The organism is Fictibacillus barbaricus, from assembly GCF_031457135.1.
GTDB lineage: Bacteria > Bacillota > Bacilli > Bacillales > Fictibacillaceae > Fictibacillus > Fictibacillus barbaricus_A.
Window position 1 is genome coordinate 1 of record NZ_JAVDWA010000015.1, and the last position, 17,564, is coordinate 17,564.

General features: G+C 40.1%; 18 protein-coding genes, 1 tRNA gene, 1 other RNA gene, 1 riboswitch and 1 other annotated feature. Of the genes, 4 read left to right on the plus strand and 16 right to left on the minus strand.

Annotated features, from left to right (window positions below; all coding sequences use genetic code 11):
• Positions 1–228: 228 nt before the first annotated feature.
• The 7 genes from J2X07_RS19730 to tadA form a co-directional block, all read right to left on the minus strand.
• Positions 229–495 carry a pro-sigmaK processing inhibitor BofA family protein gene (locus tag J2X07_RS19730; protein WP_310262892.1) on the minus strand — a complete coding sequence of 89 codons (267 nt, stop codon included), beginning with the start codon at positions 493–495 and terminating at the stop codon, positions 229–231.
• Between the two features lie 78 nt (positions 496–573).
• On the minus strand, positions 574–798 hold the full coding sequence (locus J2X07_RS19735; protein WP_310262895.1) for a YaaL family protein: 225 nt from the start codon (positions 796–798) through the stop codon (positions 574–576).
• Between the two features lie 17 nt (positions 799–815).
• Positions 816–1,412 carry a recombination mediator RecR gene (recR, locus tag J2X07_RS19740; protein ID WP_310262898.1) on the minus strand — a complete coding sequence of 199 codons (597 nt, stop codon included), beginning with the start codon at positions 1,410–1,412 and terminating at the stop codon, positions 816–818.
• Positions 1,413–1,422: 10 nt separating this feature from the next.
• Positions 1,423–1,740, minus strand: a complete 318-nt coding sequence (locus J2X07_RS19745) for a YbaB/EbfC family nucleoid-associated protein (protein ID WP_396194717.1) — start codon at positions 1,738–1,740, stop codon at positions 1,423–1,425.
• 14 nt (positions 1,741–1,754) lie between these two features.
• Entirely contained in the window at positions 1,755–3,467 is a 1,713-nt protein-coding gene (gene dnaX / locus J2X07_RS19750; RefSeq protein ID WP_310262901.1) for a DNA polymerase III subunit gamma/tau, read from the minus strand.
• Between the two features lie 108 nt (positions 3,468–3,575).
• Positions 3,576–3,840: signal recognition particle sRNA large type (ffs, locus tag J2X07_RS19755), an RNA gene on the minus strand.
• A gap of 87 nt (positions 3,841–3,927) precedes the next feature.
• Complete coding sequence (gene tadA, locus J2X07_RS19760; protein ID WP_310262904.1) at positions 3,928–4,428, minus strand: tRNA adenosine(34) deaminase TadA; 501 nt, start codon at positions 4,426–4,428, stop codon at positions 3,928–3,930.
• Positions 4,429–4,558: 130 nt separating this feature from the next.
• Here tadA and J2X07_RS19765 point away from each other — a divergent pair, with 130 nt between their 5' ends.
• From J2X07_RS19765 to J2X07_RS19775, 3 genes are all read left to right on the plus strand, one after another.
• Positions 4,559–5,128 (plus strand): isochorismatase family cysteine hydrolase, encoded by a 570-nt coding sequence (locus J2X07_RS19765; RefSeq protein ID WP_310262933.1) that lies wholly within the window; start codon positions 4,559–4,561, stop codon positions 5,126–5,128.
• Positions 5,129–5,212: 84 nt separating this feature from the next.
• Complete coding sequence (locus J2X07_RS19770; protein ID WP_310262907.1) at positions 5,213–5,854, plus strand: deoxynucleoside kinase; 642 nt, start codon at positions 5,213–5,215, stop codon at positions 5,852–5,854.
• Positions 5,851–6,516: a deoxynucleoside kinase gene (locus tag J2X07_RS19775; RefSeq protein WP_310262909.1), complete on the plus strand. Its 666-nt coding sequence runs from the start codon at positions 5,851–5,853 to the stop codon at positions 6,514–6,516. The genes J2X07_RS19770 and J2X07_RS19775 overlap by 4 nt, the downstream gene beginning before the upstream one ends.
• A 44-nt stretch (positions 6,517–6,560) precedes the next feature.
• Here the strand turns inward: J2X07_RS19775 and J2X07_RS19780 are convergent, their stop codons facing one another.
• The 9 genes from J2X07_RS19780 to guaB all read right to left on the minus strand — a co-directional run bounded on the left by J2X07_RS19780 (position 6,561) and on the right by guaB (position 16,011).
• Positions 6,561–7,370, minus strand: coding sequence for a MetQ/NlpA family ABC transporter substrate-binding protein (locus J2X07_RS19780; RefSeq protein WP_310262912.1), 810 nt, complete (start codon positions 7,368–7,370; stop codon positions 6,561–6,563).
• A gap of 15 nt (positions 7,371–7,385) precedes the next feature.
• Positions 7,386–8,051 (minus strand): methionine ABC transporter permease, encoded by a 666-nt coding sequence (locus tag J2X07_RS19785; protein ID WP_310262915.1) that lies wholly within the window; start codon positions 8,049–8,051, stop codon positions 7,386–7,388.
• Complete coding sequence (locus J2X07_RS19790) at positions 8,041–9,054, minus strand: methionine ABC transporter ATP-binding protein (protein ID WP_310262918.1); 1,014 nt, start codon at positions 9,052–9,054, stop codon at positions 8,041–8,043. Before J2X07_RS19790 ends, J2X07_RS19785 begins: the two co-directional genes overlap by 11 nt.
• Before the next feature lie 68 nt (positions 9,055–9,122).
• Positions 9,123–9,227: riboswitch (SAM riboswitch) on the minus strand.
• A 311-nt stretch (positions 9,228–9,538) separates the two neighbouring features.
• Positions 9,539–9,631: transfer RNA gene (locus J2X07_RS19795), tRNA-Ser, on the minus strand.
• Positions 9,632–9,723: 92 nt separating this feature from the next.
• The gene (serS, locus tag J2X07_RS19800; protein ID WP_310262921.1) at positions 9,724–10,998 is read right to left on the minus strand and encodes a serine--tRNA ligase; all 1,275 of its coding nucleotides are present in this window, start codon (positions 10,996–10,998) and stop codon (positions 9,724–9,726) included.
• A gap of 153 nt (positions 10,999–11,151) precedes the next feature.
• Positions 11,152–11,380 (minus strand) — a binding site (T-box leader).
• A 37-nt stretch (positions 11,381–11,417) separates the two neighbouring features.
• Positions 11,418–12,002: a pyridoxal 5'-phosphate synthase glutaminase subunit PdxT gene (pdxT, locus tag J2X07_RS19805; RefSeq protein ID WP_310262923.1), complete on the minus strand. Its 585-nt coding sequence runs from the start codon at positions 12,000–12,002 to the stop codon at positions 11,418–11,420.
• A 4-nt stretch (positions 12,003–12,006) separates the two neighbouring features.
• On the minus strand, positions 12,007–12,891 hold the full coding sequence (gene pdxS / locus J2X07_RS19810; RefSeq protein WP_310262926.1) for a pyridoxal 5'-phosphate synthase lyase subunit PdxS: 885 nt from the start codon (positions 12,889–12,891) through the stop codon (positions 12,007–12,009).
• 226 nt (positions 12,892–13,117) lie between these two features.
• Positions 13,118–14,392, minus strand: a complete 1,275-nt coding sequence (locus tag J2X07_RS19815; protein WP_310262936.1) for a D-alanyl-D-alanine carboxypeptidase family protein — start codon at positions 14,390–14,392, stop codon at positions 13,118–13,120.
• Between the two features lie 161 nt (positions 14,393–14,553).
• Positions 14,554–16,011, minus strand: a complete 1,458-nt coding sequence (guaB, locus tag J2X07_RS19820; protein ID WP_310262929.1) for an IMP dehydrogenase — start codon at positions 16,009–16,011, stop codon at positions 14,554–14,556.
• A gap of 170 nt (positions 16,012–16,181) precedes the next feature.
• Between guaB and J2X07_RS19825 the strand changes: the two genes are divergently transcribed.
• Positions 16,182–17,126, plus strand: coding sequence for a YaaC family protein (locus tag J2X07_RS19825; protein ID WP_310262940.1), 945 nt, complete (start codon positions 16,182–16,184; stop codon positions 17,124–17,126).
• Positions 17,127–17,564: the final 438 nt, after the last annotated feature.

Sequence of the window (17,564 nt, forward strand, 5' to 3'; positions counted from 1 at the left end):
AGTGTTTGTCTTGCTCGTTTTTAAAACTGACGGAATTAATTCTTAATTCCTTACCTATTTCTTTTGTTCAGTTTTCAAAGAACTTGTTTGCCGCTTGTCTTAGCGACTTAAATAATATATCACGCCCTGTTTTAAGTGTCAATCGTTATTTTGAAATATTTTGCTTAACATAGCAAAAAGGTACAAAGGCTTACGAATACTGAGGCCTTTGTACCTTTAGTTATCCCCTTATTTAAGTATAAAGAATTCAATTGCTACTAGAGATGCTATACCCGGCAGACCCGCTATCCCTGAGATTAATGCAGTAAATGTGTTGATTGGAATATGGATGTCATATGAATTCCCGATCGCATTTAACAAAAAGAGCAGCAATGCCCCTATGCAAAAACGGGTAGCCGCAAAACCGATCCACCTTACCGGTCTCATTGGAGCACCTACAAGTAATAGAATAAAAATAAGGGTTCCTAGTATTGAAATAACAGTTATAGGCTCCATTAAAAAATAATACCTCCCTGCAATTATGAAGATTCTTATTCCTATTGTATGGGAGTTGTCCAAAAAAAAGACCAGCAGCTATTTTAATCTGCTAGTCGTTACTTTTCGTTTTTTTGCTTCTTTTAATAAGAAGAAATATTTTGATTCTGCTAATTGGAGTTTAAAAAGCACTTCTTCTGATGGTTCAACACTTCGTTCTACAATTCCTTTTTGATGCATCCAATCAGACTTCAATTCATCAAGACTTTGGAGCAACTGTTGATCTCCGGACCGCTTCAAGCGCCCTTTTCGGGAAAAAAACATGTAGCAAACCCCTTTAGTTAAATTTCTCTTCTTCCTTCAAGCGCTTTTGATAGCGTAACTTCATCCGCATATTCTAAGTCTCCGCCTACAGGAAGGCCATGTGCAATACGGGTAATCTTAATACCCGTCGGTTTTAGAAGCCGTGCGATATACATCGCCGTTGCTTCTCCTTCTATATTAGGGTCTGTCGCCATAATCACTTCTTGAACTCCTTCATCGGTTAAACGTTTTAAGAGTTCGGCAATTTTTATGTCTTCTGGGCCGACTCCATCCATAGGAGAGATTGCGCCATGAAGAACATGATATAGACCTCGGTAATCTTTCATTTTTTCCATAGCAATGACGTCTTTTGAATCATGGACGACACAGAGGGTCGAACGGTCTCTGCTGGAGTCATCACAAATCATACAAGGATCACGGTCAGTAATATGAAAGCAAGTGGAACAATAGATAAGCTGACGTTTTGCATTTACTAATGCACGGCCAAAATCCAGTACGTCATCTTCTTTCATTTCCAATACGAAAAATGCCAGGCGAACCGCCGTTTTCGGTCCGATGCCCGGCAATTTCATAAAGCTTTCGATCAGCTTAGATATCGGTTCGGGATAATGCATAGATTACTTCCTAGAATAAACCAGGAATGTTCATCCCTTTAGTGAATTTGCCCATATCTTGTGAAACCATCTCGTCTACTTTTTTAAGCGCATCGTTCGTAGCCGCTAAAACAAGATCTTGCAGCATATCAATATCGTCCGGATCTACAACTTCCTCTTTAATAACAATATCAACGATTTCCTTGTGGCCGTTCGCTTTAACTGTTACCATACCTCCGCCAGCTGTACCTTCGACCATTTTATCTTTTAATTCCTCTTGTGCTTTTGCCATATCACGCTGCATTTTTTGCATTTGCTTCATCATATTGTTCATATTACCCTTCATCATCTTACAATTCCTCCCTATTCGTTTTCATTTTCTTCTTTTATCTCGATTAATTCATCGCCAACCAGCTTGATTGCTTCTGCGATCAGAGGATCTTCTTCTTTTTCTGCTTCTTCAGAAGAAGGCTGGTCTTGCTGTTGTTCTTTAATGAATTCAGCTCTTATTTTTTGCCAGTCCGTATTTAAAATGGACAGCATAGATAGGTTCTTTCCTATTGTACTATAAACTGCTTCTTCAACATAGCTTCGGTTGTTTTCTTGTGAAGCCATTTGACGGTGAATTTCATGCTGAAATGAAAGCAGAAATACTTGATCCGAGCAGGCAGCCGGCTCTGCTCCAGACAATAGAGCATATGCACTGACTTTTTCGGAACGAATCTTATCCAGAATTTCGCCCCACATCCCCTTAAGTTCAACAAGGTTTGGTTTCTTTGCTTTTTTTAGCATCTCTTTTACTTGAGTGTTAGACGCTCCACCGCTGCGAATGATCCTTTTTTCTTTTGGTTTTTCTTCGTCAGAAGTAGAAGCAGAGCCTGACTGGCTATAACCGCCTTGTTTCATTTTAGAGATTTCTTGTTCCAGCTGTTCAATTCTTTTCAAAAGAGGTTCAGCAGAAGCACTTTCCTGTTTACCTGAAACTGCTTCTTGTTTTTGATAGCAAATTTTAATAAACGTTGTTTCTAAGAAGATTCTTGGATGATTCGTCCATTTCATTTCTTGCTGTGCCTGATTGAGCTGGCTGATAATCGAATAAATACTATCTGTTTCGGTTGAATTAGCCAATTTATCAAACGTTTCATCGGTTGCGACTCTTTCTAGAAGTTCTTCTAATTGAGGAGCCGCTTTGTACAGAAGCATGTCACGGTAATAATAAATCAGATCTCCTAAGAACCTGACTGGATCTTTTCCTTCGTGCAAAAGGTTGGAAGTAATGTTTAATGCTTTTGATACGTTTTTTTCTACAAAGGCTTCTGCCATGTCTGAAAGGTGCTTTTGAGAAGCTGATCCGGTTACCGAAAGCACATCTTCTACTCTTACTATTTCATCGCTGTATGAAATAGCCTGATCGAGCAGGCTGAGGGCATCACGCATGCCGCCTTCTGCAGCGCGGGCTAATAATTGCAATGCTTCATCTTCAACTTCTGTCCCGTTCGCATCTACGATTTCTTTCATTCTGCCGATCATTGAACTTGATGTAATCCGTTTAAAATCAAATCGCTGACATCGGGACACGATCGTAGCAGGAATCTTATGTGATTCAGTTGTCGCTAAAATAAATATGACATGACTTGGTGGTTCTTCGAGTGTTTTTAACAGTGCATTGAACGCTCCGGTTGATAGCATATGTACTTCGTCAATAATATAGACTTTGTACTTTACTGATGATGGAGCAAATTTTACTTTATCGCGGATATCACGTATGTCATCGACACCTGTGTTAGACGCCGCATCGATTTCAAGCACATCTGAAATGGTTCCATTTGTTATGCCGCGGCACGCATCACATTCATTACAAGGCTCAGAAACTGGCGCTTTCTCACAGTTCACTGCTTTAGCAATAATTTTTGCCGCACTTGTTTTCCCCGTTCCTCGTGGTCCTGAAAACAGGTAGGCATGGGAAAGCTTGTCCTGCATCAGGGCATTTTGTATCGTTTTGGTGATATGTTCTTGCCCGACCATATCTCTAAAGCTTTGTGGTCTCCATACACGGTAGAGTGCCTGATAACTCATCCCTTTGCCTCCCTTTACTCACAATTTCGTCCTTCTTTATTATACTTAAACATTACAAAAAACTCACCCTTTAGAAAAGGATGAGTGATTGTTTATTATATAAGAATGCCGCGCACCTCTCTTTGGAGTAGTCAACCTATGCGTACAAACGCAGTTAGCTCAGCCCAGGTTGCCCCACGGCACACGAAGGAGTCCACTTACTGCTGCTTCCTTCCGGACCTGACAGGGTTCATGGGTCTCCGTTGCGCAGGACCCGGACCTCAACACCACTTACGTCCGTCAGACCATACGTTGAACTAACCGAGGAGAGGAGTTCAGTCTCGCTACAGCGGATTGCGAGTACAGGGCACCGCTACCTCCCCACCTAGCGCGACAAAGTGTATAACAATGTTAGATGCACAATCAAATGTGCAAAATTTAGTATACTATGCTCTCCATAAAAAAGCAACCGTACAAGCCCTTATTCCGATGTTTCGCCAGCTTCCTTTTCCTTCCTTTTTCTGCTGCGCAATTCTTTAAAAAAACTTGAAAGAATCTCCTTGCACACTTCCTCTTTGATTCCGGAAACGACTTCACATTGATGGTTAAAACGATCTTCTTCTAATAAATTCATCAATGTTCCGGCACAGCCGCCTTTTGGATCTTTTGCACCATAAACAACCCGCTCCACTCTTGATAGTACAATCGCTCCTGCACACATCGCACAAGGTTCGAGTGTAACGTAAAGTGAAGTTCCTTCCAGCCTCCATGCGCCGATTGCTTTACATGCTTCATCAATCGCCAGAATTTCTGCGTGAGCAATGGCTCTTTTTTCAACCTCACGCAAGTTGTGCGCTCTTGCAATCACTTGATCGTCTTTTACTAAGACGGCACCGATCGGCACTTCACCGATATCTGCTGCTTTTTGCGCTTCTTTTAAAGCTAACTCCATATAAAACTCATCTTTTTCTAATTGTTCCATATTTTCCGCTCCAAAGTTAGTAATGATAGAGATTATACAAAAGGTTTTGTTAATAATAAAGGGAGGAATAACTGAATGAAAAAAGGACGTGGGTCTTGTGGCAAATCATAAAAACAAAATTCCTGTCGCTATGCTTATTATAGACGTAATTAATGACTTTAAATTTGAAGAAGCTCCATTACTGCTCAAAACCTTTGCACGAATTACCGATAAAATTAAAGATTTAAAAATACGATGCAAAGAAAAAGGGATTCCGGTCATCTATGTAAATGATAATTTTGGACAATGGCAGTCAGACAAACAAAAATTAGTGGAATATTGCTCCAAACAAGCAGGGAGTCACTTGGTAAAGACACTGAAACCAGAAGATGACGATTATTTTGTTGTTAAACCAAAGCACTCTGGCTTCTTCTCCACTCCGTTATCTTCTTTATTAAACGAACTCGGAGTCGAAACCTTAATATTATGCGGTGTTGCCGGTAACATTTGTGTACTTTTTACAGCAAATGATGCTTATATGAGAGATTATTCACTTTACACACCCTCTGATTGTATCGCATCAAATATTGATGAAGATAATGAAAGAGCATTGCTCTTAATGGAAAAAACGTTATCAGCAACAACCAGTCCGAGTGAAGAATTGGACTTGTCAGCTATTATTGGAAAAACTAAAGAAAACAAACAAAGAACAATATATTAACTATCCACCTTTTCCAATCCTATGCTACAATATTCTTTGTCTGTAATTTTTCGTTTTGTTAATAGAAAGGGAGGAAAAGGGAAGATGAATTCAACCCCCTTTATCGCAGTTGAAGGGCCGATCGGCGTAGGTAAAACATCACTTGCAAAAGCAATAGCGGAGCACTATGAATTTCAATTATTGAAGGAAATCGTTGAAGAGAATCCTTTTCTCGGAAAATTTTACGACAACATTGACGAGTGGAGTTTTCAAACCGAGATGTTTTTTCTTTGCAATAGGTATAAACAGCTTGAAGAAATTCAAGATCAGTACTTATCCAAACAAGTTCCTGTTGTTTCCGATTACCATATTTTCAAGAACCGTATCTTTGCGGGACGCACATTAAAGGATCGACATCACCATAAATACATGCAATGTTTCGATATTTTAACAGAAGACATGCCCGTACCAAATATGATTATATATATGAACGCAAGCCTCGATACATTGCTTAAACGCGTGAAACAGCGCGGAAGGTTTATCGAACAAAATATGGATCCTGCTTACTTAGAACAGCTTGCTGCAGATTACGATACATTCATGTCCGCATTTAAAAAACAGCATCCGGAAATACCTGTGCTGACTTTTAACGGAGATGACATTGATTTTGTTGCGTATGAAACGGATAAAGAGAAAATCTTTTCCTTAATAGATGCAACTTTGAAAAAAGGAGAAGTTGCAAAATGAACAATAAGCAATTCGGAATACCGAACGATGCTGTAATCACTGTTGCAGGGATGGTTGGTGCTGGTAAGTCAACTTTGACCAATGCTCTTGCAAAAAAATTAAACTTTCGCACCTCTATGGAGAAAGTCGATAATAACCCATACTTAGAGGATTTCTATCATGATTTTAAAAGATGGAGTTTTCACCTTCAAATTTTCTTTTTAGCAGAACGTTTTAAAGAGCAAAAAAGAATGTTTGATTATGGCGGCGGATTCGTCCAAGATCGCTCCATTTATGAAGACACAGGAATCTTTGCACGTATGCACTACGACAAAGAAAACATGTCTGAGGTGGATTATGATACATATACCCGCCTATTTGAAGCCATGGTGATGACACCTTACTTCCCTCAGCCAGACTGCTTAATCTATTTAGAGGGGTCATTGGATGATATATTAGGCCGTATTCAGCACCGCGGCCGCAAAATGGAACAAGAAACACCTGTTTCCTATTGGGAAGAAATGTACGACCGTTATGAAAAATGGATTGCATCGTTTAATTCATGCCCCGTGCTACGAGTGAATATAAATGATTATGATCTTCGTAAAAACCCTGAATCAATCGACCATATTGTTGAAAAAATCGCGCAAAAAATTGAAGCGAAACGAGAAGTTCGCTTATGATAAAAGCCCCGGTATTCACTTGTAGTGAACCGGGGCTTTCTTATTTATTTCTTCATCCATTCTGGTTTCCCAAAGCCTTTAAAATCTTTATCGATTTCTTCTTCAAATGCTTTAGATTCCACAACTTCCTTTAGATCTTTAGCAAACTGCGATTTAACATCTTTCGTATTTACCACAACACGGTTTCGGTACAAATCAGGCATCTTTTCGAGTTGAATGGCATCAAGCAGATCCATTTTTGCTGCCAGTGCGAAGTTTCCTGGAACGGCTGCAATATCAGCACTTTGGACAGCCCTTGGAAGCTGTGCTGCCTCTAATGGTTTGAAATTAAGTTTTTTCGGATTTTCTTTTACATCCTTTTCAGAAGCCGTAAGCTGGTTGACATTATCTTTTATCGTAATAAGACCTGCATCTTGAAGCATGATCAATGTACGGGCAAGATTTACTGGGTCATTTGGAATCGCCAGCGTGCTTCCTTCTTTAATATCATCCAGAGATTTAAATTTATCAGAATACAACCCCATAGGTGCAGTGGGAACGATAATGACCTCAGATAGTTTCAAGTTCTTTTCTTTAGCAAAGTTCTCCATATACACTTTGTGCTGAAAAAGGTTCGCATCCAAATCTCCTTTTGATAATGCAAGATTTGGCTGAATGTAATCACTAAACTCAACGACTTTTACTTTATATCCCTTTTTCTCAAGCAATGGTTTGATTGCTTTATTTACCATATCTGAATAGGGTCCTGCTGTGGCTCCAATCGTGATTTGCTTTTCCTTTGAATCGGTTGAGGAACAAGCAGTTAACGCTAAAAAGAATAGTGCAGTTAGAAGTGTAAATATTAATTTTTTCATGTAAGGTTTCTCCTCTTATCTTTTATTTACTTTACGTGCTAATTGATCACCAAGAAGCTGGAGCAGTTGAACGATTATGATTAATAACAGGACTGTCGTGATCATGATCGTATTGTCATAGCGGTAGTAGCCGAATCGAATGGCAAAGTCCCCGATCCCGCCGCCGCCAACGATACCAGCCATTGCTGAGTAACCGATTAAACTGATGGCTGTAATCGTGATGGCCTGAACGATTCCAGGCTTTGCTTCAGGCAGCAGCACCTCCCGAATAATCATCCATGGTGATGCACCCACTGCAATGGCCGCTTCGATGACGCCCTTATCTATCTCGCGTAAAGAAGATTCGATTAAACGTGCAAAAAAAGGAATGGCCGCTACGGACAACGACACGGAAGCCGCTTTTGGTCCTATCGTTGTTCCTGTAATGAATTGAGTCAACGGGAGCAGCGCCACGAGCAAAATGATGAATGGAACAGAACGAATCAAGTTCACGAGCAATCCCGCTGCATGTTTGATGTATAAGTTCTCAAATAGTAATCCTCGGTCTGTTACGAATAAAATGACACCAAGCGGCAGCCCTGCCAACAAAGAAATGGTTAACGAGATGGCGACCATATATGTCGTTTCAAAAAAAGCCTTGTTTAAGTCTGGGAGTATTGAAGTTATAGAATCAAGCAGCATGTTTCACCACCTCCAAGCTGTCTAATTTAGCCGTTATGTAAGAAATGGCTTTCTCAATTTCAGATGCATCCCCGATCAGCTCCATTATAAAGATGCCAAGCGGAGTTTCTTGAATATATTCGATCTTGCCGTGCAGAATATTGCCTTTAAGGTTAAAGTTTTGAAACAGTTCAGAAACGATCGCTTCTTCCGCCACAGCTCCTTTGAAATGGATTTTGATCACAACTCCCTTTCTACCTGCTAATAGCTGCTCAGGTAAATTCATTTGCAGCACACCGCCTATAAATGTTTTAGTCAGCTCTTCTTTCGGGTGTGCAAAGATATCATAGACGTTTCCAAGTTCAATAATTTCTCCGTCCTGCATGACTGCCATGCGGTGGCAAATATCTTTCACCACCTCCATTTCATGTGTGATAAGCACGATCGTGATACCCAGCTTTTTATTGATTGATTTTAAAAGGTTTAAAATGGATTTTGTCGTGCTCGGATCAAGTGCAGACGTAGCTTCATCACAAAGCAAAACTTTTGGGTCATTCGCTAGAGCCCTTGCGATTCCAACCCGCTGCTTTTGTCCCCCGCTTAACTGTGAAGGATACTGCTCACTCTGGCTTTCTAATCCGACAAGTTTTAATAACTCTATTGTCTTTTGCTTAATTTCATCCTTCGATTTATTGGCTGCTTTTAATGCAAATGCAACATTTTCAAAAACTGTTTTTGCACTTACTAAGTGAAAATGCTGAAAGATCATTCCAATCTTTAACCGTTCTTTGCGAAGGCTTTTTTTATCTAATTCTGTTATTGAAACTCCATCAATTAAAATCTCGCCTGAAGTTGGTTTCTCCAATAAATTTAAACAGCGCAGAAGTGAACTTTTTCCGGCACCGCTGTAGCCTACAATTCCAAATATCTCGCCCTTTTGGACTGTTAATGAGACATCCTTCACCCCGACTATCTCTTTCCCTTTAGCGGAATAGATTTTTGTCACATTACGAACCTCTATCATCTTTACTCCCCCTTTAAACATCAAAAAGCCCTCTTCACAACTGGAAGAGGGCGAATATAAATGCAATCGACTTATCTTCCAGAATGTCACGCATTCTGCAGGAAGTAGCACCGTTCCATACGGAGGTTGCTGGACGTCATAGGGCCTGATCCCTCGGTCTCTCTTAATAAGTGTTGAATATTCAATTAATTAATTGTCATCATACTACCATACGGAAAGTTCTGTCAATATAAATTTTTATCACTTTAAAGTGTAAACGCTTTCATTAGTTGTTGTAAAATTGACAGCTTGATGCGAAGCACATCGTCTATTTTTACAAATGAGTGCTAAGAAACCATTCACCTCCGACGCGAGTAACTGCAGGAGCACAGTAAATACGCAAGTACCGCAGAAACACAGCTGACAAAGAGATTCGCCGCTTATCAATGAACAAACAACAAAAAACCCACTCAATCAAATTGATCAAGTGGGTTGAATATGTATATGGAGGAGGTAGAGGGATTCGAACCCCCGCGGGTCGTTAAACCCCTGTCGGTTTTCAAGACCGATCCCTTCAGCCGGACTTGGGTATACCTCCGTGTGACTGACAAGAACTATATTAACATGATTCACTTTTTAGTGTCAACATTATTTATAAAAAAAAGAGAGGGAAATTCCTCTCTTTTTAAATTATTTTATTACCTCTTTATTGCCCATGTATGGACGCAAGACTTCAGGAATGATAACAGAACCGTCTTCCTGCTGGTAGTTCTCTAATATAGCCGCTACTGTACGTCCGATTGCCAAACCAGATCCGTTTAATGTATGAACCAACTCTGGCTTCCCCTTAGGCTCTCTGCGGAAACGAATTTGTGCACGGCGTGCCTGGAAATCTTCAAAATTAGAACAAGAAGAAATTTCACGGTATGCACCATAGCTCGGAATGTAAACTTCAATGTCGTATTTCTTTGCAGCTGTAAAGCCAAGATCAGCTGTACACATGCTTAGTACTCGGTATGGAAGGTTTAGCAGCTGAAGCACTTTCTCTGCATGACCAGTAAGCTTCTCCAACTCTTCATAAGAATCTTCAGGCTTTACAAAACGAACAAGCTCTACTTTGTTGAATTGGTGCTGACGAATCAATCCTCGTGTATCACGGCCTGCAGATCCAGCTTCAGAACGGAAACACGCGCTGTACGCTGCATATGTGATCGGCAGTTCATCGCCTGTTAGAATTTCATCACGGTGCATGTTTGTTACCGGTACTTCTGATGTAGGGATCAAGAAGTAATCTTCTTCACGAATCTTAAATGCGTCTTCTTCAAACTTAGGAAGCTGCCCCGTTCCCGTCATGCTCTGGCGATTAACCATGTATGGAGGAAGGACTTCTGTATAACCATGTTCGTCTTCGTGCAGGTCCATCATGAAGTTAATAAGCGCTCGTTCTAAACGTGCCCCAAGTCCTTTGTAAAAAGCGAATCGGCTTCCAGTTACCTTTGCTCCGCGCTCAAAATCAACGATGTCAAGGTCAGTTGCGATATCCCAGTGGGCTTTTGGTTCAAATGCGAATTCAGGCACCTCACCCCAGTGACGGACAGGGACGTTGTCATCTTCTGTTTCACCAACCGGTACACTTTCATGCGGTATGTTAGGCAAAGTAAGCATAATTCCGTGAAGATCTTCTTCCACCTGGCGAAGTTCGTCATCAATCGTTTTAATTTTGTCTCCAACTTCACGCATCTCAGTTATTAAATGATCAGAGTCTTTCTTTTCACGTTTAAATTCTGCAACTTGTTTAGAAACTTCATTACGCTTAGATTTCAACGCTTCGGAATCACCGATCAGTTCACGGCGGCGCGTATCTAACGCTTCAAATTGATCAAGTCCAGACAAGTCTTCCCCGCGTGCAGCCAGTTTCTTTTTTACTTCTTCAAAATTAGCTCGAACAAATTTTAAATCTAACATGTTGTATTCCTCCTTTTGGTTATAAAAAAATCAAAGCTGTTTTCGTATACATTGTTGCTTTTGAATGAGGTTTCGAAAATGACACTAGCAACAACTTTTAGAAATGAGCAGAAATCAAAAAAACTCCCGCCCGCTATTTCTAAGATAATTAGAAATAGGGACGAGAGTTTACCCGCGTTGCCACCCTGATTGCAATAGAACAAACAATTGCCTATTGCCGGCTTGATTATAAAACGTAACGGTTCTTCACCGGAAAAGCTTACTTCACATTTCGGCTCTTCACTCGAGGATGGATTCACAAAATGCCTGTATCGGTTTTCACCAGCCACCGACTCTCTAAAACAAAGCTATTTTTGCTACTAATTCCTGTCATTGATTTTTTATTATGATTTTATAGTAATGTACAGCATTTTCTTATTTTATGCAACTACTTCTTTAGCGGATTGTACCATTTTTACAAAAAATTGATGCAAACGATAATCATCCGTAAGTTCCGGATGGAAAGCGGCACACAAGAAATGTCCTTGTTTCGCTGCTACTATCCGGTCATTATGCTTGGAAAGGATCTCTACTTCTGGCCCAACTTCTACGATGAAAGGCGCTCTAATGAAAACACCCGTATAATCTTCACCGACACTATGAATCATTAGATCAGCTTCAAAGCTGTCTACTTGGCGGCCAAAAGCATTTCGTTCAACCGTCATGTCGATCAACTCTAAGTGAGCCGAATCCTGACCTTGAATTCTTTTCGCCATTAAGATTAATCCAGCACAAGTACCAAAAACAGGTTTTTGTTCTGCAAAATCTTTTAATGGCTGAAGAAATTCGTATTTATCAATCAAACGTCTCATTGCTGTACTCTCGCCGCCTGGTATAACAAGACCGTCAAGATCAGCTAACTCTTCAACGCGCTTAACGGCAACTGCTTCTGCACCGCATGACTCGATAGCGTGGATATGCTCTCTTACTGCACCTTGTAAAGCTAATACTCCGATTTTCAGCATGAAATTACCAGCCTCGCTCCTGCATACGCTCACCTGGAGCTAATGTAGAGATATCGATGCCTTTCATTGCGATACCAAGATTTTTTGAAACCTCAGCAATCAGTTTATAATCTTGATAATGAGTAGTTGCTTCAACAATCGCGCGAGCAAATTTTTCAGGGTTGTCAGATTTAAAAATACCCGAACCAACGAATACACCGTCGGCTCCAAGCTGCATCATTAATGCTGCATCTGCCGGTGTAGCTACTCCGCCTGCTGCAAAGTTAACAACAGGAAGCTTGCCTGCTTTTTTGATTTGAAGCAGAACTTCATATGGAGCACCTAAGTTCTTTGCTTCTGTCATCAATTCATCTTCACTCATTGCAACGACTTTACGGATTTGACCTTGAATCATACGCATGTGGCGTACCGCTTCAACGATGTTTCCAGTTCCCGGCTCACCTTTTGTACGAAGCATAGAAGCTCCTTCACCGATACGGCGTGATGCTTCCCCTAGATCACGGGCTCCACACACAAAGGGTACTGTGTAATCACTTTTATTTAAATGGAATACTTCATCAGCTGGTGTTAGTACTTCACTTTCATCGATGTAGTCAACACCCATAGCTTCAAGCACGCGTGCCTCAACGATATGTCCAATACGCGCTTTTGCCATTACAGGAATAGACACTGCATTAAGAACTTCTTCTACGATAGTAGGATCAGCCATTCTAGCTACGCCGCCTGCTGCACGAATATCTGAAGGTACACGCTCAAGTGCCATTACTGCTACAGCACCAGATGCTTCAGCAATTTTCGCTTGCTCTGCGTTGATAACGTCCATGATGACGCCGCCTTTTTGCATTTCTGCCATTCCTCTTTTTACACGATCCGTTCCTGTTTTTAACATGATTCACTACCCCCTGAGTATATGTGCTATTTCCAAAAAATTCGGTTTTTTTACATTAAAGATAGTATTCACATCTATTTTAGCGTAAATCATAAAAAGCGCAAGACCACAGAATTTTCTAAGAAGTTGTGCCAGAGAGTCGGTATACTAACTTTGCTATAGCAAAAAAATAGAGGCTGCCTTTAAAAGTCAGATCATATGACTTTAAGACAGCCTCACTAGTTGTTTAGAATAAACCTTTTACCATGTCCACCGTACCAGACCAGATGCCAGCAAAAAAGCCTCCTACTCCACGTAGACCAAGCACAAACCAATTTGCTTTTTCAACTGATTCTTTCGTAACGACTTCTGTTTTTCCTTTTGTATCATTATTCAGTAAGTAACCGTAGTCCTCACCTTTGCCTTTATATTGAATATTTACATGACCTACAACTTCACCTTTTTTCAAAGGAGCAGTTAATTTGCCATCTTCATTCAACTTTTTCTTGTCCACTACAAATTCAGGTTTGTAGTTCTCTTGCTCACCACGTTTGATAATAAGTGAAAGCGGCTCTTTTGTTGCGACTTTAACTTCTTTTTCTTTCCCTTTTACAACGGGGATTGTTTTATCGCCTTTGATTTGATGATTTGCAGGAAGAATATCTGCTTTTTCGAAGTTCGCAAATCCAAAGTCGAATAATTTTTTTGTTTCTTCAAAACGGGCTTCATAGCTGTTTGTTTTCATAACAACAGAGATGAGACGTGTGTTGTTTCTTTTAATCGTTCCTGTAAATGAAAAGCCGGCCAAATCAGTTGAACCTGTTTTTAATCCGTCTACCCCTTCATACCCGTATACAAGAGTAGGAAGCATCCAGTTCCAGTTTGGCATATTCGTTTTATCGTCTGTACCGTCACGGAAAACAGCTTTAGGAATACTAGTTGTTTTTAGTACTTCAGGATAATCATTGATTAAACGGAAAGCAAGAATTGCTACTGAACGGGCACTCATCATATTTTCTTCAGATGGGCCGCCAGTTTCATCGAATCCTTTTAGATCTTTGTTGTTCAATCCTGTAGCATTTACGAAATGATAATCCTTCATTCCTAATTCTTTCGCTTTTGCGTTCATTTTCTTAACAAACTCAGCTTCAGAACCTGCAACCATTTCTGCTAATGCAATCGTCGCACCATTTGCAGAATAAATCGCCATTGCTTGATATAATTCACGAACATTATACTGCTCGTCTATTCTTAATGGAACGTTAGAAAGTCCTCGGTCTTGAGAGATTTTATGAGCATATTCAGAGATACGCGTTTTTTGATCCCACGAAATCTTGTCCTTTTTAATCGCTTCTAACAATAAGTATTCGGTCATCATTTTACTCATACTTGCTGGTGGGAGCATCTTATCTTCATTTTTCTGAAATAGAATTTTCCCCGTTTCACCATCGACCAAAATAGCAGAGTCAGCTTTCACATCTAATGATGGTGCTGCACTTGCTGATTTAGAAAAACCTAACATGCTCGTCGTAAAAAATGATAACACGAGCGTTAACACTAACAATTGTTTTACCTTGCTGTTCAAAACGGCACCTCCAAACCCATTTAACACAAAAATTATTGTATCATACACTTTTTCAAAAAAATAGACAGAGGTTGCCCCTCTGTCTCAAAAATGTGCCTTTAGACCGAATAATTTGGTGCTTCTTTAGTAATTTGTACTTGATGCGGATGACTTTCACGAAGACCTGCACCAGTAATTTTTACAAATTTAGAACCATTTTGAAGTTCATCAATTGTCGCTGTACCGCAGTATCCCATTCCAGAACGGATACCTCCAACGAGCTGATAAATCGTGTCTGCAAGCGGACCTTTGTACGGCACGCGTCCTTCAATTCCTTCTGGTACTAGCTTTTTATTATTTTCCTGGAAATATCGGTCGCTGCTGCCGCGCTCCATCGCTCCAACAGAACCCATTCCGCGATATACTTTGAATTGGCGTCCTTGGAAGATTTCACGCTCCCCAGGGCTTTCAGAAACTCCGGCAAGCATGCTTCCCAACATAACAGCATGTCCGCCTGCTGCAAGAGCTTTAACGATATCACCAGAATATTTTATTCCGCCATCTGCAATGATAGGTACTCCGTATTTTTTTGCTTCTGTTGCACAATCATATACAGCTGTAACTTGCGGAACCCCTACACCAGCTACTACTCGAGTCGTACAAATCGATCCAGGGCCGATTCCGACCTTAACAACACTCGCCCCTGCTTCGATCAAGTCGCGTGTAGCTTCTGGAGTTGCGACATTTCCTGCAATGATTGTTAATTCAGGATATTGGCTTCTTACTTCTTTTACTTTTTGAAGAACTCCTTCAGAATGGCCATGTGCTGTATCAAGTACGATTGCGTCTACTCCAGCTTCAACAAGCTTCTCTACACGCAATAATGCATCTTTCGTAACGCCTACTGCAGCTGCAGCTAGAAGTCTTCCTTGTTTGTCTTTTGCTGAGTTTGGAAACTCGATTACTTTTTCAATATCTTTAATCGTAATTAATCCTTGAAGTGTCCCATCTTCGTCAATTAGAGGCAGCTTCTCAATTTTATATTGCTGAAGTATTTTTTCAGCTTCTTTTAATGTTGTCCCTACAGATGCTGTTACTAAATTATCCTTTGTCATCACATCTGAGATTTTAATGGAGTAATCCTGTATAAAACGCATATCTCGGTTTGTGATGATTCCTACTAACTTTTTGTTTTCATCAACAATCGGCACACCGCTGATCCGGTACTTGCCCATTAAATGTTCAGCATCAAATACCTGATGGTCAGGCCGTAAATAAAAAGGATTGGAAATGACACCACTCTCAGATCGTTTTACACGGTCTACCTGCTCCGCCTGCTCTTCAATAGACATATTCTTATGAATTACACCCATACCGCCTTGACGTGCTATTGCTATTGCCATACTAGCCTCTGTAACAGTATCCATACCAGCACTCATAATTGGAATGTTTAATTGAACGGAATCAGACAGCCTCGTCTTAACTGAAACCTCGTTAGGAAGAACTGAAGATTTTGCAGGAATCAACAACACATCATCAAACGTTAAACCTTCTTTAGCGAACTTATCTTGCCACATGCCATAACCACCCCTTCTTTATTATCATCCAGAAAAATATTATTTGTAGATTATCAACTGGGTAAACTAGTGTCAAGGAATACAGAATATGTTCGATTTTTCAAATAATTTCAATCTGAGGAGGAAAACTGCCCGTGAAGAAACAACATGACATTTGGTCCTGCTTTGATATGTTTTTTTCCTCTCAAAAAACGCAGCATTATTTAGCTTGCCAATATGAAAAGAGAAATATAAAAGACAGTAATGGAAAAAGCTTTGAAAACTGTTATAGCTTTATTTACTACTTGGAACACGGAAAAAAATATTATACCCTTGCAGATCAATCTCCCCAGGAAATCAAACCGGTGCTGCTTTTTTATGGAATGATTCAACTGATGAAAGCATGCATATTAACTGTCGATCCTGACTACCCTGAATCCAGTTCCGTTCTGGCACATGGATTGTCTACAAGGAAACGAAAGAAGAGAAGCTATGAGTTTCTCCAGGATGAAGTAAAAGTTCAAAAAACAGGATTGTTCAATCACTTTTGCGAAAAAATGTTCCACATGAAACACATCGAAGGTGAAAAATTCCTGATGGATCATTTACTTAAACTGCTGCCTGAATTGGGGCCTTTATATAAACAAATGGATGGTTCCGTTCACCATATAAAAATGAATAAAGAAAATCAGCAAATCTATACGCTATCAAACGAGGCAGCAGACCTTCTTCATATGTCTGATGAAAGATTTATGGAGTACATTAATCATTCACTTCATCCCAAACTAAGCATTCAACATACAATCACACCATCCGAACATTATCTTATTAAGCTGAATCCGGATCTCGCACCTTATCATTGCTTTCCGCTTAGTTATCATTTAGAAGAAGAGACTTACTACTTCCCGATTGATCGTGAAATATTGCAATTACCGCCATTAAACGAGCTTATGGTTCATTATGTGATTCTCTATAACTTAAGTATGCTCAGCAGATATGATACCGAGTGGTGGAGCGAGTTATTTCATACTTACTCATCTGTGGAACTGCCATTTATTAATCAATTTTTAAACATAACGGCACAGAAAATCCCTTACTTATTTGGTCAGTGGCTACATGCTAAAAATATACCTTAAGCTTTACAAAAGGAAACCCGTGAATGTTCTAAGCCATATTTAAATGATTGAAGATGGAATCGTCCATCTTCCACCTTCTTTGGTGTTATTTTTTAACGTTTTTGAGCCGAATCATACTTCTCCATACGAAAAAGAAGATGGATCGTCATCCATCTTCCTCCTCTTTATTATCTTTTTAGCTCTGAACGGGATAATCCCACACTTTACTTTGACAATCCCACATTTTTTGATGGCCATCCCACACTTTTCAACTTGATTCCCACACTTTTTCATGAGAAACCCACGAACCGCCATCAATCGACAGAAAAAAAGAAGATGATACACTGGATCATCTTCCGCCTTATTTGGTTCATTTCTTATTTTTTCTATACAAAAAAAGAAGATGGATTTTCATCCATCTTCCTCGTTTGCTCAGCGACGTCCTACTCTAACAGGGGG